Source organism: Dehalogenimonas etheniformans (assembly GCF_014672715.2).
Taxonomy (GTDB): domain Bacteria; phylum Chloroflexota; class Dehalococcoidia; order Dehalococcoidales; family Dehalococcoidaceae; genus Dehalogenimonas; species Dehalogenimonas etheniformans.
In genome coordinates this window covers 1,460,913-1,486,909 of sequence record NZ_CP058566.2, presented here as the reverse complement: position 1 = coordinate 1,486,909, position 25,997 = coordinate 1,460,913, and the positions used below count along the sequence as shown (strand labels likewise).

At 49.4% G+C, this 25,997-nt stretch carries 24 protein-coding genes; 11 read left to right on the top strand and 13 right to left on the bottom strand.

Annotated elements, in window-relative coordinates; all coding sequences use genetic code 11:
- The first annotated feature begins 318 nt into the window (after positions 1-318).
- Both pheA and HX448_RS07340 read left to right on the top strand, forming a co-directional pair.
- Positions 319-1,158 (top strand): prephenate dehydratase, encoded by an 840-nt coding sequence (gene pheA, locus HX448_RS07345; RefSeq protein WP_102331623.1) that lies wholly within the window; start codon positions 319-321, stop codon positions 1,156-1,158.
- 72 nt (positions 1,159-1,230) lie between these two features.
- Positions 1,231-2,304: a M42 family metallopeptidase gene (locus tag HX448_RS07340; protein ID WP_102331622.1), complete on the top strand. Its 1,074-nt coding sequence runs from the start codon at positions 1,231-1,233 to the stop codon at positions 2,302-2,304.
- On the opposite strand, the gene HX448_RS07335 is transcribed toward HX448_RS07340, so the two are convergent.
- Entirely contained in the window at positions 2,301-2,501 is a 201-nt protein-coding gene (locus tag HX448_RS07335; protein WP_102331621.1) for a YwbE family protein, read from the bottom strand. The genes HX448_RS07340 and HX448_RS07335 overlap by 4 nt on opposite strands.
- A complete protein-coding gene (locus tag HX448_RS07330; RefSeq protein ID WP_102331737.1) occupies positions 2,498-3,010 on the bottom strand; it encodes a GNAT family N-acetyltransferase in 513 nt (170 codons plus the stop codon). Before HX448_RS07330 ends, HX448_RS07335 begins: the two co-directional genes overlap by 4 nt.
- 77 nt (positions 3,011-3,087) lie before the next feature.
- Here HX448_RS07330 and rlmN point away from each other — a divergent pair, with 77 nt between their 5' ends.
- Positions 3,088-4,194 carry a dual-specificity RNA methyltransferase RlmN gene (gene rlmN / locus HX448_RS07325; protein WP_162485998.1) on the top strand — a complete coding sequence of 369 codons (1,107 nt, stop codon included), beginning with the start codon at positions 3,088-3,090 and terminating at the stop codon, positions 4,192-4,194.
- A 16-nt stretch (positions 4,195-4,210) separates the two neighbouring features.
- Here the strand turns inward: rlmN and HX448_RS07320 are convergent, their stop codons facing one another.
- The gene (locus HX448_RS07320; RefSeq protein ID WP_102331619.1) at positions 4,211-4,690 is read right to left on the bottom strand and encodes a DinB family protein; all 480 of its coding nucleotides are present in this window, start codon (positions 4,688-4,690) and stop codon (positions 4,211-4,213) included.
- 105 nt (positions 4,691-4,795) lie between these two features.
- Here HX448_RS07320 and HX448_RS07315 point away from each other — a divergent pair, with 105 nt between their 5' ends.
- Together HX448_RS07315 and HX448_RS07310 are read left to right on the top strand one after the other, a co-directional pair.
- Entirely contained in the window at positions 4,796-5,698 is a 903-nt protein-coding gene (locus HX448_RS07315; RefSeq protein ID WP_102331618.1) for an alpha/beta hydrolase, read from the top strand.
- Positions 5,699-5,910: 212 nt separating this feature from the next.
- Positions 5,911-7,548, top strand: a complete 1,638-nt coding sequence (locus tag HX448_RS07310; RefSeq protein WP_226846701.1) for a multicopper oxidase family protein — start codon at positions 5,911-5,913, stop codon at positions 7,546-7,548.
- A 71-nt stretch (positions 7,549-7,619) separates the two neighbouring features.
- Here HX448_RS07310 and HX448_RS07305 read toward each other — a convergent pair whose 3' ends face one another.
- The 4 genes from HX448_RS07305 to HX448_RS07290 form a co-directional block, all read right to left on the bottom strand.
- On the bottom strand, positions 7,620-8,387 hold the full coding sequence (locus HX448_RS07305; RefSeq protein WP_102331617.1) for a nitroreductase family protein: 768 nt from the start codon (positions 8,385-8,387) through the stop codon (positions 7,620-7,622).
- 16 nt (positions 8,388-8,403) lie between these two features.
- Complete coding sequence (locus HX448_RS07300) at positions 8,404-10,149, bottom strand: ABC transporter ATP-binding protein (RefSeq protein WP_226846699.1); 1,746 nt, start codon at positions 10,147-10,149, stop codon at positions 8,404-8,406.
- A gap of 194 nt (positions 10,150-10,343) precedes the next feature.
- On the bottom strand, positions 10,344-10,799 hold the full coding sequence (locus tag HX448_RS07295) for a YqhA family protein (protein ID WP_102331615.1): 456 nt from the start codon (positions 10,797-10,799) through the stop codon (positions 10,344-10,346).
- A gap of 771 nt (positions 10,800-11,570) precedes the next feature.
- Positions 11,571-12,842, bottom strand: a complete 1,272-nt coding sequence (locus HX448_RS07290; protein WP_102331614.1) for a Glu/Leu/Phe/Val family dehydrogenase — start codon at positions 12,840-12,842, stop codon at positions 11,571-11,573.
- Between the two features lie 115 nt (positions 12,843-12,957).
- On the opposite strand from HX448_RS07290, the gene HX448_RS07285 reads away from it, so the two are divergent.
- The 5 genes from HX448_RS07285 (at position 12,958) to heR (ending at position 18,208) form a co-directional block, all read left to right on the top strand.
- Positions 12,958-13,872 (top strand): helix-turn-helix transcriptional regulator, encoded by a 915-nt coding sequence (locus tag HX448_RS07285; protein ID WP_162485997.1) that lies wholly within the window; start codon positions 12,958-12,960, stop codon positions 13,870-13,872.
- Between the two features lie 175 nt (positions 13,873-14,047).
- Positions 14,048-14,518, top strand: a complete 471-nt coding sequence (locus tag HX448_RS07280; RefSeq protein WP_102331612.1) for a MarR family winged helix-turn-helix transcriptional regulator — start codon at positions 14,048-14,050, stop codon at positions 14,516-14,518.
- Complete coding sequence (locus HX448_RS07275; protein ID WP_102331611.1) at positions 14,511-16,100, top strand: MFS transporter; 1,590 nt, start codon at positions 14,511-14,513, stop codon at positions 16,098-16,100. Before HX448_RS07280 ends, HX448_RS07275 begins: the two co-directional genes overlap by 8 nt.
- Positions 16,101-16,208: 108 nt before the next feature.
- Positions 16,209-17,084, top strand: a complete 876-nt coding sequence (locus tag HX448_RS07270) for a DegV family protein (RefSeq protein ID WP_226846697.1) — start codon at positions 16,209-16,211, stop codon at positions 17,082-17,084.
- 356 nt (positions 17,085-17,440) lie between these two features.
- Positions 17,441-18,208 carry a heliorhodopsin HeR gene (heR, locus tag HX448_RS07265; protein WP_102331609.1) on the top strand — a complete coding sequence of 256 codons (768 nt, stop codon included), beginning with the start codon at positions 17,441-17,443 and terminating at the stop codon, positions 18,206-18,208.
- A 370-nt stretch (positions 18,209-18,578) separates the two neighbouring features.
- On the opposite strand, the gene HX448_RS07260 is transcribed toward heR, so the two are convergent.
- The 3 genes from HX448_RS07260 to HX448_RS07250 all read right to left on the bottom strand — a co-directional run bounded on the left by HX448_RS07260 (position 18,579) and on the right by HX448_RS07250 (position 20,813).
- Complete coding sequence (locus tag HX448_RS07260) at positions 18,579-18,773, bottom strand: hypothetical protein (protein WP_102331608.1); 195 nt, start codon at positions 18,771-18,773, stop codon at positions 18,579-18,581.
- 385 nt (positions 18,774-19,158) lie between these two features.
- The gene (locus tag HX448_RS07255; RefSeq protein WP_190259852.1) at positions 19,159-19,845 is read right to left on the bottom strand and encodes a hypothetical protein; all 687 of its coding nucleotides are present in this window, start codon (positions 19,843-19,845) and stop codon (positions 19,159-19,161) included.
- A 416-nt stretch (positions 19,846-20,261) separates the two neighbouring features.
- Positions 20,262-20,813 (bottom strand): hemerythrin domain-containing protein, encoded by a 552-nt coding sequence (locus HX448_RS07250; RefSeq protein ID WP_102331882.1) that lies wholly within the window; start codon positions 20,811-20,813, stop codon positions 20,262-20,264.
- 621 nt (positions 20,814-21,434) lie between these two features.
- On the opposite strand from HX448_RS07250, the gene HX448_RS07245 reads away from it, so the two are divergent.
- Positions 21,435-21,737: a hypothetical protein gene (locus HX448_RS07245; RefSeq protein ID WP_102331880.1), complete on the top strand. Its 303-nt coding sequence runs from the start codon at positions 21,435-21,437 to the stop codon at positions 21,735-21,737.
- 36 nt (positions 21,738-21,773) lie between these two features.
- On the opposite strand, the gene HX448_RS07240 is transcribed toward HX448_RS07245, so the two are convergent.
- The 3 genes from HX448_RS07240 to HX448_RS07230 all read right to left on the bottom strand — a co-directional run bounded on the left by HX448_RS07240 (position 21,774) and on the right by HX448_RS07230 (position 25,938).
- Positions 21,774-22,364 (bottom strand): YkgJ family cysteine cluster protein, encoded by a 591-nt coding sequence (locus HX448_RS07240; protein ID WP_102331879.1) that lies wholly within the window; start codon positions 22,362-22,364, stop codon positions 21,774-21,776.
- Between the two features lie 382 nt (positions 22,365-22,746).
- On the bottom strand, positions 22,747-24,282 hold the full coding sequence (locus tag HX448_RS07235) for a reductive dehalogenase (protein WP_102331878.1): 1,536 nt from the start codon (positions 24,280-24,282) through the stop codon (positions 22,747-22,749).
- A gap of 123 nt (positions 24,283-24,405) precedes the next feature.
- The gene (locus HX448_RS07230; protein ID WP_102331877.1) at positions 24,406-25,938 is read right to left on the bottom strand and encodes a reductive dehalogenase; all 1,533 of its coding nucleotides are present in this window, start codon (positions 25,936-25,938) and stop codon (positions 24,406-24,408) included.
- Between the last annotated feature and the right edge of the window lie 59 nt (positions 25,939-25,997).

The window sequence follows — 25,997 nt, the reverse complement described above, 5'->3', positions numbered from 1 at the left end:
GCCGGAAAATCGCCGGATACAAGGGAATCCAACTTCTCCGGCGCGAGTCCGGCAATGAAACCGAGTTCATCACCCCTCATGACCTTCGATGATTTCGATGCAGTGAAGCAGTTTGCCGGAATCGATTACGAAGCGGCGGTGGTGCCGCCTAAGGCCAGATAGCTGCTCTCTCATTTTGACCAGAGACTGCAGCATTACGAAGCGAGGGTTTGATCGAGCGTTGCCCAGAAATCCCGCATTGAATCTATTGCCACCGGCTGGTTTTGCCGGTATCATAATAAGGAAATCGCCAGCATTTCAAACTTCAAGGAGGCGTCAATGATCAAGATTTCCATCCAGGGCGCCCGCGGTTCTTTCCACGACATCGTCGCCCGAAAAAAATTTCCCGGCGACTCCGAGATCATCGAGAGCGAAACATTCAAACAGGTATTTGAGGACGTCCACAAGGGAATCACCGACTATGGCGTCGTGGCGATCGAAAATTCAATTTACGGCTCATTCCTGGAAAACTATGACTTCCTGCTGAAATACGACGCGCGAATTGTCGGCGAAGAATATCTGCGCATTGTCCTGAACCTGATCGCCCTGCCGGGGACCAAGATCGAGAATATTACCGAAATCTACACGCATCCGATGGCAATGAACCAATCAGAGGATTTCCTGGAAAAGCACCCCAAGATGCGGCGCATCGAATCCGAGGATACCGCCGCGGCCGTCCGGTTGATCAAAGGGCAGGACCTGCACACGGCGGCGGCTATCGGATCGGCGCTAGCGGCGGAAATCTACGGTATGAAGATCCTTGCCAAGGACATCGAGACCGAGAAACGCAACTACACCCGCTTCCTGATCATCGCCCGTCCCAATACTCCCTACGACCTTGATGCCGATAAAACATCACTGGTGGTTCGCGCCAAGAATATTCCTGGCGCGTTGTACCTGGTCCTCAAATGCTTCAATGACGAGGGTATAAACCTTTCAAAGATTGAAAGCCGTCCCATGGTTACGGGAAGGGTCTGGGAATACTATTTCTATCTCGATTTCGAGAAAGGCCTCAATGCCCCGGCGACACAGCGGGCGTTGAAGGAACTCGAAAAAGTTACCAGCATGATAAAGGTGCTGGGCACATACAAAAGGGACGAAAAAGTCGAAGAGCAGTGAGGCTGACTTCGTTAATGCTACGGCGCCGTCCAACGGGACGGCGCTCGCTTTTATCGAACAAGGAGACGAACTATGGATGATATCGAGCGACTTCTCAAGGAACTTACCGAGGCCAGCGGTGTTTCTGGTTACGAAAAAGATGTCAGGCTGATCATGGAGCGCCGGTTTGTGCCCCTTGGAAGGGTGTCGCGCGACAGGCTTGGCAGCGTCATCGGATTTCAGAAAGGATCGTCCGTGAGTCCGCGCATACTAATCGCGGCTCATATGGATGAGATCGGCTTCATGGTGAAAATGGTCACCAAAGAGGGATTCATTAAATTTGTGCCTCTCGGCGGCTGGCCGAACCAGCACCTGCCCGCCCAGCGTGTGAAGATACAAACCTCGTCCGGTCCGGTTATCGGGGTCATTGGAACCCCGCCGCCCCATTTGCTGCGTGATAAGGACAGAAACGCGACGCCCGATAAAAAGGAAATGTTCATCGACATCGGGGCGACTTCCAATGAAGAAGTTGAAGCCGCCGGAGTCCGGGTAGGCGATCCCATCATTCCGATAACCGATTTCACGGTACTCTCGGTCAAAGAGCCGACCTATATGGCCAAGGCATTCGACGACCGGGTCGGTTGTGCCCTGCTTATCTCAGTGATGGAATCGTTAGCCGACGGAAAGCATCCCAACGCAGTTCACGGCGTCGGGACGGTCCAGGAGGAAGTGGGGTTGCGCGGCGCCACCACCAGCGCGGAAATGGTCAATCCCGATGTGGCAGTAATCCTCGATATCGGTCCGATCGGCGACGTTCCGGGTATCAAGCCGGATGAATCCGTTACACGTCTCGGCGGCGGTCCGAATCTGCTGGTTTACGACACCAGGATGATCCCGAACCTCAAGCTACGGGACCTGGTTATGGATACCGCCAAAACCCTGGATATCCCCCTGCAGCTGGACACACTGGAATTCGGTGGCTATGACGGCGGAGCAATTCATCTACATAAGAGCGGAGTACCGACGGTGGTCATCGCCATACCGACCAGGCACGCCCACAGCCACAATTCGATCATTCGGCGCAAAGATTTTGACCTGACGAGCAAACTGGTGACGGCGTTGGTACGTCGGCTCGATGAAGCTACGGTCGCCGGCCTGTGCGATTAAGTCGGCTTTCTGATTGACTTCACCCGACCGACCTCGCCGCTCACCAGGCGGACTTTGATGCCGTGGGGGTGGGTGGCGGAAGAGGTCAGGATGTCCTGGACTACTCCATCGGTGAGCCTGCCGGTCTTCTGATCGGCTTTTTGCACTATTGATACCCGGACCCCGGGTTTCAGATCGGATCGGTTGATGATGCTCAATGTGACTCGTCAAGCATGAGTTCAAGGTAAATGACGTTCAGCCAGGTCCCGAACTTGAAACCCACTTCCCGGAATTGCCCAACTTCCTTGAAGCCAAATTTGTGGTGCATCTCAATGCTGGCGCTCTGGCTGCCGTCTATTGCTGCAATAATGGCGTGGTATCCGATCCCGCGGGCGCGCTTCACAAGGTCTTTTAGAATAGCCGAACCGATCCCCTGCCGGAGATACTCGGGATGAATATAAATTGAATTTTCCACGGTATAACGGTAAGCGCACCTGGAGTGATAAGGGGACAGAGAGCCCCACCCTAAAACTACTCCAGCCTGTTCGGCGACCACCACAGGGTGGATCCCAGGCTGATGGTGTTCAAACCACTTTTTTCGGCCCTCTAGGGTTTCATGCTCTTCCTGGTAAGTGCAGGTAGATGCCGTGACATAATAATTGTAAATATCATTGATGGCTTTCAAATCTTCTGCGGTTGCCAGCCTGATGGAAATGTCACTTTTCATAAAAAGAAAGTGTACTATGGATTGTGAATTAGGGCAATCGGTTTTCATTGAGGTGGTCTTCGTTTACAATGTGCTCCATGTCTGAGAATCCGGAAAAAGTGAATCTTCAGGACCTGACGTTTCGCGAATTGACGGAATTCGTCGGGACGTTGGGGGCAACGGCAAACCAAGCGACCGAACTCTGGAGGTGTTTATACCGGCGCTTTCAAACGGATTTTGATGACATGACCGGCTTGGGCGCATCCTTACAAGGCCGATTGAGTGAATCTGCCAGGTTCACCGTTCTTGAACTTCTTGAAGAAGCCGTATCCGCAGACGGCTTGACGACCAAAGTCCTTTTCAGACTGGAAGACGGCAAAACGATCGAAGCGGCACTTATGCTTTTTAACAACCAGGGCAATGGGAGGGAACGCCGCACGGTGTGCGTCTCCAGCCAGGTCGGGTGCCCGATCGGCTGCCGGTTTTGCGCTACCGGGCAACAGGGATTCGAGAGGAATTTAAGCCCCGGTGAAATAGTAGCACAGCTCTTATACTTTATTCGCCGCCTCGAAAACGAATCCGTTAGGGCTGAAACAACGGAACCCCATTACAAAGCGACTAACGTTGTGTTTATGGGAATGGGTGAACCCCTCGCCAATTATGAAAACGTCAGGTCCGCAATCGATATCATCGGTTCGCCAAAGGGCTTGAACATGGGGCTGCGTCAGATCACTCTTTCGACCGCGGGCATGGTGCCGGAAATTCAAAGGCTAGCGCGCGAAAATGTCCCGTGTCAGCTTGCGCTCTCCTTGCACGCCGCTACAGATGAACTCCGTCAGCAACTGGTGCCTTTGACGAGGAAATATCCTTTGCAGGAGTTGATCGCAGCTTGCCGCGAATACTCGGCACAAACCCGAAGACATGTCTATATCGAGTACGCTCTGTTTAACGGGATAAACGATTCCCCGGAGGACGCGGACAAACTCATAGAATTGCTGGGGCAAGGCGATTTCCCGATCAACCTGATTCCCTGCAACATAACGCCAGGAAAAAACGGTTTCGGTCCGTCACCCGTTGAAAAAGCGCACGCTTTTCAGAAACGGTTGATCGCTGGCGGCATCAGGGCGATGCTCCGGGTCTCCCGTGGCTCGGATATCGATGCTGGATGCGGCCAGCTTAAAAGCCGCTGCCAGGACAACAGATAATTCTCTGGGAGCCGTATTACCTATTCGCGAATCGGGTAACATTGTCCTGGATCTGTCTCAAGTGTTCGAGCACATGACTTTCGGTTCCATTTAGAAGGTTTTCAAGGGTCAATGTGCCACGTTCGGAATGTTGGACGGTGTTTGCCCATGCGCTGTCGGGCAATTGAGCCATCAACTGGTACGTTGACGTTCTGAGCAGACGAAACAGGCGCAGACCTTCCTCGATGCTGCGTCCCGGATAATCAAAATGATCCGTCCACTTGTTTTGATCATAGGCGATGACGGTCCCGCCCGGCTCGGCGATCGCCTTTCTAATCCGCAGGTAATAGTTGGCCTCGCCATCAACCACATGAAAGACCACTTGCCGGACGCTCCATTCTCCCTGACCCGGCTTCCAATCCACAATCTTTAGATCTATTGATTTTAAGGCAGATTCCAATTGATCCGGAGCGGCTACGAACGAATCAAGAAGGAGTTTCTTTTTCAAAGAATTCATAACAGTACTCACTTTTTAGTTCGATTCCCATCATCATAAATTAACGGGCTATTTTTAGCACCTTCGGATAACGCGCGGAACGGCGCGGTGATATAGTAGTCATTAATGATTGTCACTTCAACAGGGAAGTGGTTCCGGAAACTCCTCAAGGTGATGGGCGCCCTGTTGGCGGGGTTTTTACTCCTGTCAGTTATCGGTTCTGTCGCTATAATGACGGTTCCACGCCTGCCGTTAACAGCAGACCCGATTTTGATCAATCCGGAGTACCAGTCGGTCTCATTTATCGCCCGGGACGGTGTGACTTTGAAGGGATGGTTCTTTCCCGGCGACAACGGGACGGTAATCGTCATCGTCCATGGAGGTTTCCAAAATCGCGTGGATGACTTGGCCAACACCGCAGGGATCGGACGGGACCTGGTCAGGTTGGGCTTCAACCTTCTGCTGTTTGACTTGAGTGGAAGAGGGGAGAGTGGGGGCAAAGGAGTAAACCTCAAGTATGAACCCTCGGACATCGGCGGGGCGGTGGACTACCTAAAACAGAGAGGGTTTAATACCAATTCGATCGGTTTGATGGGTTTCTGTTCAGGAGCGGCCGGAGTGTGCATCTTTTCCGCAGGCGAACAGGTTGGCGCGGTCGTTCTCGACGGCTGTTTTAATACCATAAAGTCTATGGTGATCAACCAGGCCAGAGAACGGCACATACCCATCCGATTATTGAGTGCCTTCCATTCCACAATGAAGCAGATCGTCAAATATTCCTACCGGTACGAAACACAAGACCCCATCGATTTCATCGGAAAAATCGAGTCGCCAATTCTTCTGATCCATGAGCAATTCGATGACCTGGTAAGTTATCAGGACACGTTAGATATTTACTCAAGGGCTACAGTAACCGATGTCATGTTCTGGGAAGTACAGGGCGCCTACCACAGCCGGGCTTATGATTATGACCCGACCGCGTATATCAACAGGATAGTCGGGTTTTTTGAGTCCAAACTAACCCTCTGACAAAAACTCATCCTGAAATCTTCCCCGATCATTTTGAATTGTAACGATTATCCCTGCCCCGAGGATAAAGGCAGATTTTTCGGTGCGGAATGAATCCGCTGATTTTCAGTATTTAATACGCGGAAAATAGGTATTTTTACGAATTAAATTCGCCGCTTGCTGCGGATAAGATTGTTTTGGTAGTTATTTGATTAGGCTTGGAGGTGTCAATTATGTCTGACAAAGAAATTGGTGTTTCACGCAGGGATTTCATGACCAGAGTTGGTCTTATTTCAGCCGGAGCTGCGGTCGGGGCAATTTTGACCAGAGTACCGCTGCCGCTGGAGGCTCAGGGCGGTATGGGCGGAGGCGGTGGAGGCATGGGAGGGGGCGGTGGCGGTATGGGTGGTGGTGGCGGTGGAATGGGCGGAGGTGGTGGCGGCGGTGGAATGGGAGGCGGCACTATCGATCCTCCGATCGGCGCGGCTTTCAAGGATCCGGCTCTGTTGGCCAACACCTCGACAACTCCCGGCATCTTCGAGGGATATCTCGGTGCCGGCATGGCGTCAGTAAACGTCAATGGCACGACTGCAAACCTTTACACCTACAACGGGCTCTACCCGGGGCCGATGATCAAAGTCAATCATGGCGACAGGATGAAGATCCATTTCACCAATTCCCTGCCGAAAACCACAGCCACAAACTATCTCGGTTTCGAAAAAAACCACACCAATATCCATACCCATGGCTTACATGTGTCACCCAAGGAACCGGCTGATGCCGCCCACCTGGATATTCTTCCAGGTAACGGCTACGATTATGAATACGACCTTGGCTTGCAGCCTGGTGGTTCCCTGTATTTCCTGCACGCTCATAAGCATGGGTTGGTTGCGGAGCAGCATTGGGGCGGGCTTGTATCGCCCATTTTGGTAAATGATGAAATCCCGGTTCTCCAGGGTTTCGAGAGTCACGTAATGATCCTGAAAGACATCAACATCGTGAACGGGGCACCTGAGGCCCATTCTTCCAGCATGGACTACATGCACGGCAAAGAGGGCAACACGGTTACCGTTAACGGATTGGTGAATCCTCTTCTCGCGACAAAACCGGGGCAGGTGCAGAGGTGGCGTGTCCTGAACGCATCCAACGCTCGTTTTTACAAACTGAGCTTACAAGGTCATCAATTGAACGTAGTGGGAACTGATGGTGGCATGCTGGACAAACCTTATGCGGTTTCAAGCCTGATCCTGTCGCCGGGAGAGAGGGTGGATCTCCTGGTGAAGGCGAGTACCACCAAAGGAAACTACAAGTTTCTGTCGCTACCTTATTCCAGGATGGGCATGATGCAAAGCGCTCAGATAACAATGCTCACCATGGCGGTACAGGGATCGAAGGTAAACCAGTCGATTCCTGCAGTTGTCGATCCATCGGCGAAGAGGCTCAATCTGAATGTGGCGAACTTCCCCAAGCGCACCATCGTTCTCAGTATGAGTATGAGCCGCGGTTATATTAACGGCATGGACTTCGATGTGGCGCCTTACACTATAATGTCGCAGGTTGGAACGATGGACATGCCTTCATACGAAGTGTGGGAAGTGGTGAATAACTCCAACATGGACCATCCTTTCCATCAGCACGTCAACGCCGCACAGGTGCTGTCGATCACTGGCGGCGACAGTGCTTACACCAATCTTTACACCACGACCCCGGCATGGAAAGATGTCGTCATTGTACCCAAGGGAGGCAGTATAAGGCTTCTGATCCCTGTTCTGGATTACGACGGCATGGCCATGTTCCACTGCCACATCCTGGAACATGAGGATATCGGTATGATGGGCATGTGGCATTTGATGTCGCCGATGCCGATGTAGATATCGGCAGTTCCATTCGATTTTTCGGTCGGTTGGATGCGCAACAGCAAAGCAAACTGGGAGTAGGTTTCCTACTCCCAGTTTTTCAGCATTTCTTTGACCGACCGATTCATTTCAGCGGCGAATCTGGAGGCGAATTTTCGGAAATATACAGCTTGCCCGGCGTTGGCGTATTGGCTCGAATGGTGCCCCACCCGGAAATCAGACTCCAGGCGAGCAAATCCTTTTCCAAGTTCATCGGAGCTTAACCTCCGGTATTTATCAGTGTGAACAATCATTTCCTTGTCGAATCGGGTGGTCAACTTTTTACCGGGAACGGCAGGGTAACCAAAACACAACATTGTGATGGGTAAAGTGTGCGGCGGCAGATCGAAAAGTTCCCGATGGATTTCATATTGCTCCAGGATATCACCGATATAGCAGGATCCAATACCCATCGATTCCGCAGCGATCACGGCTGTTTGTGCAGCGATCAGGGCATCGCAACAGGCCAGTAATAGGTCGCCCGTTTGGGGTTTCCGCTCGACGACACCAAGGGACTCAGCTAGCCCTGAAACGCCTGATTGTTTGAAATAATCCATCCATCTCTGGTAGTCGGCCAGGAAAAGTAGTATGTAAGGCGCCCGGGCGATAAAAGGCTGATTGTCGCAGGTTACCGCAAGACGGTCTTTGATCTCCTGAGCCTCGACCTCAATGATAGAGTAAAGCATAAGATTGCCCGCTGTCGGGGCACGGAAAGTAGCCTCCAAGATCTCATTCTTTTCTTCCCGGGTGATCGGTCTATCGCTGTAGGCTCGGACTGAGCGCCGGTTATGAATTACTCTAAGAGTATCGTTCATCATGCCTCCTCTCGTACTAGATAACTGAAGCGGAGATGTGATCCTCGGGTTCGTTGTTATAAAGAAGCGGGCTTTCGCTCAATTTATTTTGGATTGAATACAGCTTGTGATACAGCCCTTTCTTCTTGATCAATTCATCATGATTGCCGGTTTCGGCTATCCGGCGCCCGTCCAGAACCACGATTTTATCCGCGTTTCTGATCGTGGAAAGGCGGTGGGCGATGATAATCGTTGTCCTACCGGCGATCAGCCGTTCCAAAGCCTGCTGGATCAGGAGTTCGGTTTCGGTATCGACGGCGGAGGTCGCTTCATCCAGAATCAGCACCGGCGCGTCCCGCAGAACCGCCCTGGCGATTGATATCCGCTGTTTTTGACCCCCGGACAGTTTCAATCCCCTTTCGCCGATCAGGGTCTGGTAGCCGTCGGGCATGGACGTAATGAAATCGTGCGCATTGGCTACCTTGGCCGCGGTAATAAGTTCAGCCTCGGTAGCGTTTGGCCGCCCAAAAAGGATGTTTTCACGAATGCTGCCGTAAAAGAGGAAGACATCCTGCAGGACGATGCTGATCTGTTGACGCAGGCCTTGCAGGTCAATTTCGCGTACATCTCTGCCGTCCAGTGAAACAGTCCCTTGTGTCGGATCATAAAAACGGGGGATAAGACTTACGAGAGTCGATTTACCCACGCCGCTCGGCCCTACCAGGGCGATGACTTTGCGGGCAGGGATCTCCAGGTCAATATCCTCCAGAACAGGTTGTCCCTGCTTGTATTCGAAACATACGCCTTTCAACCTGATAGCCCCGGGTGCTCGCCCGGCTATAAGAAATGAACCCTGTTTTTGCTGAGGTTCGGGTGTTTCTTCGAGCAGGTCTGCTACTCGATCGGCGCCAGCCAGTGCCCGTTGAATCTGTTCCCAGGAGCCCGAAAGAGTTTTCACCGGTTGGTAAAGCAGATCGAGATACAACACGAAGGCAACCAGGTCTGGCAGTGACAGGGTCTGGCGGAAAGCCAGGTGGCCGCCAAAGTAAATGACGATCACCAGTCCCAGTGAGGAGAAGAAGGCGATCACCGGCTGAAAAGCGGACATGAGGCCGATAGCCCTCAGGGATAGTTGGCGGTATTTCTCGACCTGATGTCCGACCTTCTCGTTTTCCTCATCTTCGCGGGTGAAAGCCTTGATTTCCCGTATGCCGGAAAGGTTGTCGGCTAGGACGGCATTAAGGTTTCCCAGCTCTTTTTGGCGTTCGCGGAACGCGGGACGCACATAACGGGCATAAAGACGCATCAGGATGACAATGAAGGGAATCGGGATCAGGGCCAGCAAAGCTAGTTGCCAGTTAATATAGGCCAGAACCGCGCAAACACCGACCAGGGTCACAAAACTTACGAAAATGTCGGGAATGGCGTGAGCGATGAGGTCTTCGAATTGATCGGTGTCATTGACGACATGCGACATCAGCTGACCGGTTTGCTTGTCCTGGTAAAACCGCAGTGAGAATCGCTGCATCCGCTCATAGATATGTTTACGCAGGTCGGCGACGACGCCCCATCCCGCCACGTGGGCGTAATAGGAACGCAAGAACTCCAGACCCGCGCGGGCTAAATAAATGGCCAGAACGAGCAAGGCGATACGGCCGACGGTGCTTAAGGCATCGGCAGTGATCTCTGAACCTGAAAAGAGAGCCAGCAGGCTCTTGATCGCCCATGGTATTGCGAGTTGAACCGCGACCAAAAGGAGCATGGCGATGATGGTTACGGACAAAACGAGCCTGTATTTTCGTGTATAGGTTAATACTAAATTGAGAGCTTTCAAGGTTGCCTTTCCACTGAATCTTGGGAATTATTTTACATAAACTCGAGCCGAAAGCCAATCAATCGTGAGACGGTAATTGCTTCAAAGTAAAAAGGGGATTCTGTCGGCAAATCCCCTCTGTTTTTCAGAACCATTGGTCGATATCAGTCGGTTTTACTCCCGAAGTAGCCGAAGGCGACCAGAACTGAAGCCACCACCGCCACACCGAGGCCGAAGAAGAGAGTGCCTTGCGGGTCCTGCCACTCTACAAGGTGTTTCAAAAACACGATGCCCATGACCATGATAACGACGCTGCTCAATTTTATCTTGAGGTCGTGCAGGTTGCGAACGATGAGCCACTCCGGTACGTTGAGCTTACCGACAAACAACTCGTAAATGCCCAGGGCGAATATCAGCAGGACTATTGCGATCAGGAAAATGTCCATTATCTCGATCAGGGCAACGGAGGCAACGGTATCGGCGTCTGAATCCGTCAAGAAACCGACGACGATTTCCCCCGATTTGTAGAGTCCCCATACAAACGCGCTTGCGGAGGCTATTAGGGTCGACACGACGCCGATCAGAGTCAGAAACTTGGTTTTTTCTAAAATCGATTTCAAAAGCGATCGCCTTTCCTAAAATAGATCGTAAATATCGGAGGTAAATAGGCGACATTATAACATAAATTGCGCCGGGCTCTCCGCGGCAGTTTTTTCGGGATTAAGCAAGTGTTAGCGTCAGGCTCGATCGCAAAGATACGCATTCAACCTAGCCAATGTGAAATGCAGGCTTGTTTTGTTGATCTGTGGGTATTATGTTCACTCCGGTTTTCTACCGGATCTTGCATATCCTTAACGTGGGGAAAAAGATGCCGCCAGAGTGACAATGATGCCAATCGTTACTTCGAGCAAAACCGATCTCCGAAACCTGAAGACAGCATCCTTAGCTGCCCGAGTCGCAGATTATTGTAAAGTTATTTCCAGGATTTTCAAAGGTAATCGGATTCCTGGCGATTGAGAAATTACACCCAAAATCAACGAGCCTCTGGGACATTCTCCCAAAGGCTCGGTATTGTTTCCGGGGCAAATTTAGACGGCTGTGACTACCTGTAGCTAAAAGTGTGATGACCTCACAAAGTGGTCGTTTGCCACAATGTCCCGCATAGGAAGTTCGCTAAAAATTATGTGTTCGGAACAAGGCACGCAATACGCCGAACAGAGTGAATTTTGTTGTTGACAGTGCGCATTCCATTGATGCGGCAGTTTATTAGTGCACTTGTCATCACAATACTTATGCCTGACGCATATATATTTAGTCATCTGTTTTGGCGTCAAAAATTCATCCATCAGATTATCGGAACTTCGGCGTAATATTCCTTGCCGGGAACAAATTTAAACCCAACCCCTGACCTTCATTGTGTCGACCACCCGTTTCACTGCGACTGAGTAAGCTGCTTGACGCATATTGACGTTGTATTTGCGGCTTGCCTCCAGCACACTGGCGTAAGCTGACGAGATCCTCTTGTCAAGCTTGGCGTATACCTCTTCTTCTTCCCAGTAATACATGGAGGTATTCTGTACCATCTCAAAGTAAGATACCGTCACGCCGCCCGCATTGCACAAAAAGTCGGGGATAACATGAACATTATTCTGGAAAAGGATATCATCGGCCTCAGGAGTGGTCGGCCCATTGGCTAACTCGGCGACGATTTTCGCTTTAATGTTTTCCGCATTATCCGCCGTGATAACGTTTTCAATCGCCGCGGGGATAAGAATGTCAACGTCAAGGGTCAAGACATCTTCATTGGTTACCTTCTCGACTCCCGGCAAGTCGCAAACAGACCCTGATTCTTCTTTACATCTCATCGCCTCATGTGGGTCAATACCCTTGTCGTTATACACGCCGCCTTTGCTGTCGCAGGCTGCGATTACCCGGCAGCCTAACATCTCCTGGCATAATTTTGCCGCATAATACCCTGCATTGCCATAACCCTGAATAGCCACCGTGGCGTTCTTCAGGTCAATACCCAAATTCTTGGCCGCCTCACGGATGGTAAACATGCCGCCTCGAGCGGTTGCATCGCCTCTTCCTCGTGAGCCACCCAAACACAGTGGCTTGCCAGTGATAACGCCAAATTTGGGCTCGCCGGCGATCACAGAATATTCGTCGGCCATCCAGGCCATTATCTGCGGATTGGTATATACGTCTGGCGCTGGGACATCCTTGCACGGACCGATGAATTGATAGACCTGTCTGATATAAGCCCTGCTGAGCCTCTCGAGCTCGGCTTGGGACATCTCTTTAGGATTGCAAATTATGCCACCCTTCGCGCCTCCAAGGGGAATATCCATCAGAGAACATTTCCATGTCATCCATGCGGCCAATGCCCTGACTGTATCGGCCGTTTCTTGAGGATGGAAGCGGATCCCTCCCTTACCCGGTCCCCTAGCATCGTTATACAGTACCCGGAAACCCTGGAAGACTCTGATCGAGCCATCGTCCATTCGGATTGGAAGAGAAACATGAAGTTCACGCAAAGGGTGTTTAAGGACTTCCGTAACGGCTGGTGTCAATTTAAGAATTTCGGCGCACTTGTCTATCTGGGTTTTGACAATTTCAAACGGATTGTTCTCAATGACATTACTGGTCAGTACTTGTACCATTTAACTCCTTTTTTTAGCTCAATTGGATGATTTTTGATTAGGTTTAAGGATAACTGCTATTATTCCATTTAGGAATACCAAACCAGTACATATATAATACACATAAATAATGTATATGACTGAAAATTACTCTGACTTTGAGCCCATTTCGTTACCGGCTGTTACTCAATCTGGCCAGATAGAAGCTGCTCTTCGCGAGCGTGTAAAGGAACTAAATTGCCTCTATGGCATTTCCCGGCTTGCAGAACGCGCTCATTCATCTCTGAACCAATTTTTAAGAGAGATTGCAGAATTTTTGCCGCATGCGTGGCAGTATCCTGATGTAGCAAAGGCGAAAATCGTTTATAACGATCAGGTCTTTACATCATCGGGGTTCAATGTAAGCGAATGGCATCAAGTATCCCAAATAAAAATTGGCAAATCGGTGGTTGGAGAATGTGCAATTTATTACACCGAGCTACGTCCCCTGGCCTTCGAAGGTCCGTTTCTAGAGGAAGAGCGCGTTCTCCTTGACGCAGTCGCAGAACGAATCGGTAACTTGGCCAGTCACATCGCGGCGGACGAAGAATTGAAGAAGGTCAATAGCCAACTTCAATCGGAAAGAAAAGCCCTTCAGGAGGCGAATATCGCTCTCAAGGTCATCCTATCTCGAAAAGAAGATGACCGGAACGAAATTATTGGCGATATCAATACGAATGTGGATAAAGTCATTAAACCACTTCTATTCTCGCTGGAATCACAACTCACACCGGATCAAAAGACATGCACGCATTTAATTTCGTCTCTCCTTGACGATATAGTCTCGCCTTTTGTATCAAATTTAACCCATACCTATTCAAGTTTGTCACTCACCGAGTTAGAGATTTCTAATCTGATTAAAGTAGGTCTTTCGACGAAAGAGATTGCCAAGCTCAGGAATGTAGCGCCTGGTACGATCAATCGACACAGAGAAAATATTCGACGAAAACTGCGTGTCACAAACAGCCATGTGAACCTTACGGCGTTTCTGCAGACACTTCCGAATAAGTAAAACAAGAATTTCCAAATTGGATCTCTAAAGCAGCCTCAATGGCTGGGGGATCTGCCCCGGGTGTCACAGGAAGGTCTGGGACGTCCCGTTCGTAATTATTCGGTGTGGGTTCATTTTGGGATTTCAGGAGTCTCTTGGCATTTAAATCGTTCTGCAGGACTGATATAATTAAAAAATGAATTATTCAATAATGAATCAACATGATATTGCCGATGAAATCGCCGATAAGGCCTATCGCGCATTGCACCTACTGCATCGTGACCTCGTGAACCTACCAGGCCGGAAAATGATTCACCACAACCTTGCTATTCTGAACCTGCTCACCTTAAATGGTCCGATGGCAGCCTCAGAACTTGCCAGAAGACTGTCATTGACCAGACCGCAAGTAACTCAGTTTATCGACAAACTGAAGGACGACAAAGCCGTTTCAAGAAACAATGATCTCGATGACCGACGGCGAGTGATTGTTGAAATCACAAATCAAGGTAGATCAATCCTTGCCGATTACCGCCGCGCAGTCCGTAACCATATCGCAGAGAAAACGCAAGCCCTGGGGCCAGAAAAGGCTGATGCACTGTCCAATGCGCTTCAGCAAGTTATCGACTTAACAGAGGAGTTGTCACACGCAAGGACCACCAATGTTTAAATCCGTTTCATATAGTAAATGGTTGGTGCTGACCATCCTGGCCATCGCGCTGTTCATGATCAACCTTGATGTCACCATCGTGAATATCGCCCTGCCCAGCATCATGAACAATCTGAAGGCTTCTTTAACCGACGCGGAATGGGTGGTCAACATCTACATCCTGATATTTGCGGTCAGTTTGATCACCATGGGGCGCTTCGGCGATATTTTTGGGCGCAAGCGCCTGTTCATCGGCGGCCTGGTGCTGTTTACCGCCGCCTCTTTAGCCTGCGGTTTGTCTCAAAACATACAAACTCTGGTTGCCAGCCGCGCTCTACAGGCGTTCGGTGGAGCGGCCATGATGCCGGCTACGCTTTCGATATTGAACGTAGCCTTTAAAAACGGAGGCAGGGGAGCGGCTATGGGGGTCTGGGGTGCGGTTTCCGGGGCCGCCAGCGCCATGGGGCCTATTATTGGCGGCCTCCTGGTCGATAGATTTTCCTGGGGGTCCATCTTCCTTGTCAATATCCCTCTGGGTATCATCGCCATAATCGCCGGCATGATTGTCGTCAAGGAGTCAACTGACCCGACCGCCGTACGGCAGATAGACTGGCCTGGAGTCGCCAGCGCCACGGCGGGTATGGCGGGCTTGACTTTCGCCCTTATCGAAGGACAGCGGTTCGGTTGGAGTTCGCCTATCATTCTGAGTTCTTTTGGGCTGTTTGTGATAGGCCTGATATTGTTTTTCTTTATTGAAAAGCGCAGCCAAGCTCCCTTAATCCAGTTAAGTCTGTTCAAGAACATCAACTTCGCGGCGGGAAATGTCGTGAGCGCGCTGCTGATGTTCGGACTAATCGGCATCCTTTTTCTGTTGGTGCTTTACTTCCAGATCGTCCTGGGGTTCAGCGCCGTGAAGACCGGCCTGGTGCTCCTGCCCATGTCAGCCGTTGTAGTATTTATCGCTCCAATGGCGGGCAGAATGGCCGAACGCAACGGAGTGCGCTGGATACTGGCCTCCGGCATGCTAACAATATCCGTCGCCATTTTTTTCATGGCCCATCTTTCCATCAACACGACCTGGCAATCTCTGATAGTACCACTGATATTTGCCGGGGTGGGCATGGGACTGGTGATGGCTCCGGTCAATACCGTGATGATGGCGGCCGCCAGAGTGGAGCAGTCGGGAGCCGCCAGCGGAATCATGACGACGATGCGGCAAGTTGGTAGCCTGCTCGGGATTGCGGTGCTCGGCGCGGTGTTACAGGCAAGGCTGGCAAGCGGATTGATTGCCGCCCTGACCAACGCAGCCGGCATACCGGAATCAATAAAAACAAGCATAATCAATGCAATCAATGACGGAAGCCTGAGTGCCGGAGGGACGGGCGCTCTGAATGGAAGTGGCATACCGGAAACGGTCCAGGCAGCGGTAGGTCAAATGTTTACCAACGAATTTGCCGGCGCCCTGAACGCAGCGATGGTCGTCGCCGCGATATTCTGCTTCATCGGCGCTGTGGCGGCCTTGTTGATCAAGAGTCCTGACCATTTCTCAAGAATAACAGCTGGCGGTGTCGGCAACGTCGTGGGAGGGTCTGTTTCTCGATGAAACAAAAGCTTTATCCCAGATGATCCAGTCTATTATGAAAAGACAATTTTAGATTAAAACGAATAGCGGTATCTTTCTGAGAGTAATAATCGAATTTGGAGATGAATGATGCAAATTGTTGTTGATAGCGGAGTCGACTTGAACATGACCCCGGAAACCATGTTGGAGATGGGCATCCACCAGGTGCCCCTGAGTGTTACATTTAAGGGAAAAACCTACAGAGAAGGCGTGGACATCGACCGCGTTCAGTTTTATTCGATGTTAAGTGAAAACTCCGAGTTTCCAGTTACCTCACAACCTTCACCTGGATTGATTGCCGAGACTTACAAAGCGCTAGCCGCCAACGATCCTGATATCCTCTCCATTCATATGTCTTCTGGTCTCAGCGGCACCTATGATGCAGCCCGTATCGCCGCCGGTTTGGTACCCAATGCTAAGGTCACTCACTTCGATACCAAGACACTTTCGGTGGCCTCAGGCTGGCAGGCGATAGCGGCTGCCCGTGCCGTTAAGGTCGATCAACCTGTTGAACAGGTGTTATCGATTATGAAACGAATTGGTGACGCGACGGACACTCTATTTACGCTTAAGGAACTGCGCTATTTGATTCATGGCGGGCGTATCAGTCACATCAAGGGTCTGATGGCTTCACTCTTGAATATCAAACCGATAATTGGGGTCGAAAAAGTACACGGGAAATATGTCCAAATGGGTCAGGCTAGGACCTTTTACAGCGCTATCGAGAATTTGGTGAGCCAGGTGGTGGGACGATACCCGGCCGGAACCAAACTCCGCGCTCAAATTGTTCATGCTCAAAATCCAGATGGGGCTGACATGCTTAAAAACGCCCTAGACAAGATTTGTAAGTGTGACTGGATGCCGACATTCACCATTTCATTGGTGCTTGGTGCCCATACAGGCCCCAGTGTAGTTGGTTTAGCCTTCGCCCCCGACGCAACACTACGGGAAGTGGATCTGGGTTGAAACGATCTAGATGCCGATTGACTATTTGTCGCCAAATGTGATCTGGGTCACTGTGGGCTTAAGTGGCTATGGATAAAATACTTCAAACAGATCTTGAGGTGACGCCATAATCAAGCTGAAAAGTTGCCCCAAATGCCGCGTTGGTGACCTGTTCGATGGCAATGATGAATACGGGTGTTATACGGTATGTATACAATGTGGGTACATGGGCTATGGTGAAAAGCCCATTTCACCCGAATTGGCAGCATCTGAAGTGTTAAAGCGGCATGGCCGGCGTACGGTTCGATAGTGTATTGATATGTATCAAACCTGATGCAAACATACAGTAGAAAGCAAATAAATTAGGAGGATTGCTTATGGTAGTCGATCCAGTGACAGAGGGCAAAATCAAACGATTACGCGTCTTAAATGTCGTTGTGGGTTTCATTCTTGCTATCCAAGCGTTTGTCATTGCATTTTTAACCAACGATTTTGCTCTACCCGTAACATCTACTTTTATGAGTGGTCCCCCCGGAACCGCCCCACAGCTTAGAATTTTATTTGATATTCCCACCGGGTGGGGCGTTTTTGCCTTTTTGTTCATTTCCGCCGCGGCTCTTTTAATCATTGCTTCTCCATCTGTATTTCCCTGGTATAAGCGTAACTTGCTACAAAGCCGCAATTATGGCCGATGGATCGAGTATTTTTTCAGCTCCTCAATCATGATCGTACTTATCTCGCAGATTACCGGGATCAGTGATATCGCGGCTCTGATGGCAATATTTGGCATAAATGCGGCAATGATCCTTTTTGGTGCTGTTCAGGAAAAATACGAAAAACCGGGTACCAACAAACTTCTCCCGTTTTGGTTCGGTAGTTTTGCCGGAATTATCCCCTGGCTAGCTATTTTGATTTATGTTTGGGCTCCAGGGCTTAACGCTTCCCCGCCCGGTTTCGTCTACGGTATTATTGTGTCTCTTTTCATCTTCTTCAATTGCTTTGCTGTCAATATGATTTTGCAGTACAAGAAAATCGGCCCATGGCGGGATTACCTTTTCGGTGAAAGGGCGTATATCATCCTGAGTCTTACTGCGAAGGCATTATTGGCCTGGCAAGTCTTCTTCCCGGTATTAATGCCAGCTTAATTTGGATGTTTCACGTTAATAAAGAGAGCTCAGGTCTTAGAGTTCTTTGGTTAGTTTGCCCAAGCCACGTATGATCTCAGTAATTTTGAGACTTTAAGGAACCGGTCAAAACGAGCCTTTGAGAGAAAATCCCAAAGGCTCGTTCGTGTTTCTAGTGGAGACGGGGGAGAGTCGGAATCTGTCAGACACGCATAACCTGTCGAACTGGTTCTGGACTAGACAGTTCGAAAACGTGAAGCTATCGTTCGATTATTAGGCATCGTCCTCCTCGGAGAGTCGGACTCTGCCGGAAATATGTGAGACGCTGGAGTTGGTCTCTAAGAAAATGAACGAGGTGTTGGCGAGGCGCTATTGCCCAATTGGGAAGCACCTAGCAGACGTCGACGTGTCTTTCGGGTTCCAATAATTCGAGCGTTAAAAGTGCTTCAGCCTCTTTTTTAACCGAGTCGATTTCAGTAACCGAAAAATGGTGTTCCAGTTTTACCGTCTTCAAAATCTCATCTAATTTTTGGCTGGTGTTCTCTTCAAATAGCTCCACGACCTGTTTGGCGATACCATGGTCCACTTTGATGATCTCCTTATATCCCGAGGTTTTTAATTAAACCGATCGGATTTATGTTACATAATATTGTATCATGACATCCGAGAATGAATCATCGTACCGTAGTATTAATCATCATTGTACTTTATGCTGATTTCCATCAGGGTTCATTCTTCAGCAAACCGAGAGTTGTGAACTATCGGCTGTTTCTAGAAGCGTCCTCCTCGGAGATTCGGGCTCTCTCCGAAACGCGACGCAGACTTTATTGGTTAAGGAAGACCAAACCGAGAGATGTAAGCTCTCGGTTTGCTTTTTAACTTGCTCATCATCTTGCCGGACTATTTTACGAGACGCGACTAATAATAGATTAGATGAGAGTATTGTCCTAGTCTGAATTATTAGAGTTTCATTATTCAGAGGTGCCACTGAATGTGGTGCTATAGCCGTTAACATTCAGGGTGTAAATGGTACCAAAAGCAAAATCGGTACCCAGGTTAACATCTTTCTCAAACCAGGTATATATCGCTGGGCAGTCGACTCCTTTAGGCCGCTGGACAGTCACCTTGATATTGACAGTGTTGCCCTCTCTGGTTGTCTCGATATTGTGAAAGGTAGTACAGCCATCGGATAAACCACCTTTGATATATACGCCTATCTGCGGGGGATTAGATTTCATAATATAAACTTTAACCTCGTCTATGGGCGCCAGTTTGATTTCCACATCCAGCCGCTGGTTAATCATATCCCATTGCTGATCCATAATAGCTTTGGTTACCTTCCCAGCCTGGACGGTAACTTCGGCAGTATGATGGGTTAATACCTCGGCGAGTACCTGCCCGGTCCGGTTTCCGTAACCGGCGTGTCTACTATCATATTCGATGGTGTACTTCCAGTCATTGCCTACGGAAGTGGTACTCGTTACTTTTAAGGTCTCTGGAATCCCATCAAACCGATAAGTAGCCTCCAGCTTCACAAATTTTAGGGCTACTTTTTGTCCGCCTTCCTGAGACCCTGTGTTCGATTGGGCACACGATACACCTGTGAAGGTTAGTAGAATCAATAACGCAATTATGCAAACAGATTTCATATTAAACATTTTAGAACCACCCTGAATTAGTGTCTAATATATAAAACGACAATGTCCTTGTTTCGTTTTTTGCTTAAAATGCGGCAGAGCATGGATTGGCTCTAAAATGGTGAAACAGTGAGGCTTTTAAAAGCCTCACTGTTGGTGTTAGGCTCGTCCTCCCCGGAGAGTCGGACTCTTTCGGAAACGCAGGACAGGTTTGGTTAAGAACCGGACAGACCGAGAGCTTACAACTCTCGGTCTGTTGTTAGTTTTATCGTCCTCCTCAGAGAGTCGGACTCGGCTGGAAACACGAGACATTCTTGAATGGATCTTGGTACCAATCAATAGAGGCTAAGGCGTTGGGCTATTGGTACCCAATCTTTTTGGTCGGGGTTCGGCCAGTTTAACTCCCCAAGAGATTTGGACAGGTCAAGGGACTTTGATTAATCGTAGGCCTTTTTTAGATTATGTAGCGTTTTGTGAAGTTCTTCATGCTTGCCTAGACCGATTACGCGTTCCTCAAGTTCTTCAAAGCCATCCATCAGTACTTGCTGTTTCTCGGGTGATAACAAGCGGTCAGCCATAGGGAAAAGGATGTTATTTTCTTTGTAGATATGTTGTCTCAATAGATTTGTGTAGCTTGAAATTGCTCCTATGATTGTCATTGGAGCGTTGTTATTATCACTCGAATAAGTCTCAACTCCGTGTGCGAGTTCTCCGACGTATTTCCGTCCCTGTTCATGGTCAGATAGCATTACTGCAATCGGCCCATATTCCCCCTCCATACCTGCTGCTTCCATCGCGGGGAAAAGCAGACCCTCCTCTTTTCCATGATGGCATTTGTCAGCGAAGATGCGAATGAAATCAACGATCGACTCTAGGTCTTCTTGATCGACAGCCTCATTTGTGTTCAATCTTTGGGAAATATTATCCATCACAGATAGCAATTCTAGAATGGCACCATGTTCTTCTCTCAGTTGATCAGTTGGATTCATATTTCCCCCTTGAAGACTCATATCATAATAATTATAAAGTGAATGAAAGGGAGTTCAAAAAGTACAACAGTGATATTCAGAAACATGGTGAACGAATTAATTGGGACGATGAAACAGGGAGACGCATTAAGTCTCTCGGTTTCATTGAATCTGGCTCTAAGGCGGAGAGTCGGACTCTCTCTGAAACGCGGGAGATGCTGGACTGGATCAAAACCAGAGCAAATGAGAGGCTTCAAGAGCCTCTCATTCATTAATTGACTTCGTCCTCCTCGGAGAGTCGGACTCTCTCGGAAACGCGACGGAGCATGAACTGGTTAAGTACTGGACAAATTGAGTCTGTGAATCGCATCCGCTAGCTGCATCCAATATATTAGATCCCAGTATCGTCTCGCAGCTCCAGAGGTTGAAGAGAGCACAAAAATAGCGGTTTCCCCAACTCTCGGATCGAACATAGGGCCACCATACAGGACTGAACGGCCAAAAAACACACTGGCAGCGGCCTTTCCGTTGAAAGCTATGATCTTTGGTTTGTAGGTTTGGATTTTCGAGCAAAATCCGAGAATATCAAAGCTTGATGCAGTTTACATCGATGCCAAAGCTGGGAAGAATGTGGTTGCCGTTATGCCAAAGCCGCCCTTCAGACCGATCTTCCAGGTGGCTTCAGCCAAGAAAGATTCTAAGATCCATATAATAAACGAGCCCTTGGGATCTTCTCCCAAAGGCTCGTTCGTGTTTCTGGTGGAGACGGGGGAGAGTCGAACGATACCTGAAACACGGGAGATCCTAGAGTGGATCGCTGAAGAGATGAACGAGGGGTTGATACGGCCGGCCGAGTGTCAGGCGTCGTCCTTTTTGGAGGAAGTCCCTGCCGGAAACATGGAAATCATAGAGTTGATTGGTACAAGCCCACCCGAGGGGCCTTAATAAGACTTCTGAGTTAGCGACTATGCTCAGTTTGTGTTATTGAACCTGCTCCGACGCCTGGAGAGCCCCAATCACCTTGTAAACCAACACCATGACGGAGTAATTACATTCGGTTGCGTTGTGGAGGGTATCCTGCCCGTATTCGTTGACCTGTAATGGCCACCACCTGCAAGTAGACGGCCGGATGTGATAAATCAAACAATGACCGTTGCGTGGGTTCCACCACTGGCAAGGACAGCAACGCTTTATATGCCAATATTTGCCATCGGAAACAAATAGCTCATCTCTTTTCTTGCGTAATTGTCTGCTGATACGCTCTGTGTCTTCAAGGTCGACAATGACGGTGGAGGTCTGTGAACAGCACCAACCACACCCGGTGCAAGTATCAGTGAGCATTTTCATCATGCCGCGGGATTCGACTCCCCACACGTCTACCATAGCCACGACATCACGTAGTTCAGGAGATGTTAGCTTATTCACTTCTGGGCATTTAACTTTAAGTACCTCGATTACTTTATCAATATACGTATCAAACCTGGCGCCGTGAAGATTGCGTTTTGCTGAAGCAATTTGCGCAACGATAGCTAGTTCTGATTCCTTGAGTAAACCTGACAATAAATGTGACATGTTCCCCGCATATATCAATGTTTATGAATAAAAACATCCTCCAGTGCGAAGCTCGGATTTATCTTAGCCAACCGAGCGGCGTCTAGTTACGGTATAAGTAAGGGTACAGTTGTATTTACCCCCCCCCGGTTCTGATAGCCTCAGGTTCTAGAAACCAGTAGTACAAAGTCCTATGATAATGTACTTGATTCTATTCCCTTCTCTATTGCTCAATCAATACCCTAGTCGCTCCCAATCATGTACTAATCTTTGATCCATGATTTTTTTATCTTAAATAACCGAGGGGCTCATCGAGAGCCCCTCGGTAGGGCGGTGCCTTGCTTTAGGCTGTCTTTCTGTATCAGATGACCAACTGCTAGGTGATAGTCAACTCTTTTCTATGTCATAGTCCACGGGTGGCACCTAAGGTGCCGACGGTGTGATGAGTCGGCAGGTCTGACGCTATCGCCCACCAATCCTCCGGATCTACGAAGCCGTAGTTGAAAGTCTTACCCATGTTCCACAAGAAGCTATTAAATATTGGAGTGACAGATACCGTGCCACGCACTACAGCGTGGACCATGGCCGCTGCGTCAACATTCATGGTGCATTGGCCCCTGCATATGTTGGTGCAGCCCCATTGGTTTTGGTTGCATTGTTGGGTGTCGATCCAGAAGAGCCTTTTTCCTGCCTGTTGTCTCATGTTCGGCACCAGATAGTCGAACTGTGGTATCTCCCAGGAAGGCTCTTTGTCGTAAGAAACCGATTGGGAGGGACATACCTCGGCACACTTTTTGCAGGTATGGCAGAAGCGGAAGATACCGGCATCAACCGGCTTCAAAGGCGCCAGGGGCAGGTCGGTAATAACGTCGAACCAGCCGCTGGCGGGACCCCATTCCGGGTAGATGCAAACCTCGCTGGGGCGGCCCATCTCGGCCAGACCTCCCGTTACGGCGGCGGCTTCGGATTGCATCAGGCCGCCGGAAGAACTTTCGGGGTAGCCAGAGCCGTAGCCATTGTAGCCTATACCACGGAGAAAGCCTTTAACGCCGGGGCTTACTGAATGATGCCATATTTGATAGCGCATGCCGTTGGACCATCCACTGATGGTTGAACCGCGCATTTTATCAGGGGCGCAGGTACGCCAGCCGTCCCTGGGCATTTGAATCATGATCGGGGCGCTCCACAATTCTTTATTGGGCAAAACTAAACGACAATCTGCTTCACCATTAAGAGGAGCCGAGTACCCGACATCAACATCCTCAAAGTCTATCTTCCTCCAATATCCCGCGGCCGGTGGCCATGAGGTTCCCGATGACAAAGGTAGTGAGATACTGGAGCCTTTCGGGCCACATCTGTCGTAAGAATGGATAAGATTCCGGCGCTTGTCACTGGCGCTTCCAAGCGAGTCAGCACCAAGTGCGCTGGCACCATATGCTTTCGCTACGGCTCTCAGCATACGGGTATTCTCCTCGGGGGTGCCCTGCCACTTTGGGAGGCCCTGTTGTTCCGGAGTTTTGACTTTGGTATAACCCATCCACGTTTCTCCTTCAGGGTTCCTCGGTACGAGACTGGCGGCACTCGAAAAAGCACGGTCTCTGGTTGTAAAGCCCTTTGCACCGGCAGCTTGCGCCGCAGAGAAGGCACTTTTCTCTTGAGCCGCTTTTAGCATTCTATCCATGCCCCAGTGCTGGACATCGGTATATTTCCCTTTGGCGATGCGCGCGTCATAGCGCTTCAATACGTTCCAGTCAATTTCCACCGTGGGTTCTTCTCTTTGCTTTACCCACCAAGGGCGCTCGAAACTGGCAAGCGAAGAAGAAACAACCTCATCCAGGTCATGGAATATTGGAGTTGTCAACGCAGCTGCACCCATGCCTGCTAATCCTAAGCCTTTCATGAAATCTCGGCGGCTTACCATTGAATGAAACTTGGACATCTTTTTTAACTCCTTACAACAAATTTGGATAATTAGATTTATAAAATACAGCCAACTTTGTCATCAAAGGCGGAATAAACAGGGAGCCGATTTTTATCGGCTCCCTGTTTATTAGGTCATCAATTAGATTCCCCTTGTAGTATTTTGTGTTGGGAATGTCCCCCAGGTAGGTAGGTTTGATGCCATACTCCACCAATCATCAGGATCAAGGGGTCCATACCCAAAAGCTTTACTCATGTTGTAAAAGAATCCGTTGAAGACACCCGTGGTGGATGCCGTTACATGTACCGCTTCATGGATTAGAGCCGTGTTGTTTACGTTAAAAGAACAAACCCCTCTACATAAGAAAGAACATTGGTTGATATACTGGCGAGAGGATTGACATTTGGTAATGTCTATCCAAAAGAGTTTTTTCCCAGGAGCCAGACACATATTTTTAACTTTGTAGTCAAAATTAGGTATTTCCCAAGACGGTTCTTTATCAAAAGAGATCGAACCAGATGGGCAATAATCTGCGCATTTGCGGCAAGAATGGCAGAAACGGAAAATACCGGCATCGATCGGTTTTAGAGACGCCATAGGTAGATCAGTTAAGATACTATAATAACCAGTTACAGGACCATATTCAGGATTGATACAAATTTCACTGCTGCGACTCATCTCCGATATCCCGCCTAGGACTGCACTTGCTTCGGAAGGCAAGCACCCACCTGCGGTATCGTTTTTTGCATACGCATAACTATGATATCCTATGGCTTTTATGAACGTCTGAATGCCCGGTAACGTCGAGGTATGGAACATGCGATAGCGTGCCGCATTCGCTTCAGAACCAATCATCGCGGATGATTTTTGATCGTCCGAAGTCGTTCTCCAGGCTTCTTTAGCCATTGGGATCATTACGCTGATATCATAAAGAGGCCTATCCGGCAAAACGCACAAAACACCATCTACACCGTCGACTGGTGCTGTATACCCGATATCAACGTTTCTAAATTCGTATTTGTGCCAATAACCGGCTGGCGGCGGCCACTTGGTCATAAATTGATCTTCTGTTGACATACCCAATATGCCCTGTCTTCCGTAGGTATACACAAGATTACGTTCGTTCGAGCCAAGCTCGGTAGTGCTAATCTGAGTGGCACCTTCAATGATCGCTGCTGCCCTAATCATCCGGGTGTTTTCTTCGGGGCTACCCTGCCATTTTGGAAGCCCTAGAGTCTCGGGAGTAACCGTAGAAAAACCCATAAATTCTGCATTTTTCGTTCGCCAATCGGCAAACGGGGTGCCAGCTTGGCTAAGGGCCATTTCCCGTATACGCCAACCCTTCGTTCCTTTAAGTGAGGCAGTCTTCGCTGGTCCCTGAGCGATTACCTCTTTCCATCTATCCAATCCCCAATGCTGTGCATTTGCGTAAGCCGCAAAACCAATCAGCCGGTGATCATATGGCTTTATTTGGCTCCAATCGATTTCAACAGTGGGCTCATCTTTTTGTTTTATCCACCAAGGACGTTGCCACCCCGCACTATCCGAAGAGATCAACTCATCCAGATCGTGAAACACAGGTGCAACTAGGGAGGCAGCGCCTATACCGGCACTCGCTAAACCAATTGCCTTCATGAAATCCCGCCTGCTGATCACACTATGAAACTTTGACATAGATGACCTCCTTGATTTAATTCTTACCGATTAGCTAAAATGAATATGGGAAGGCCACT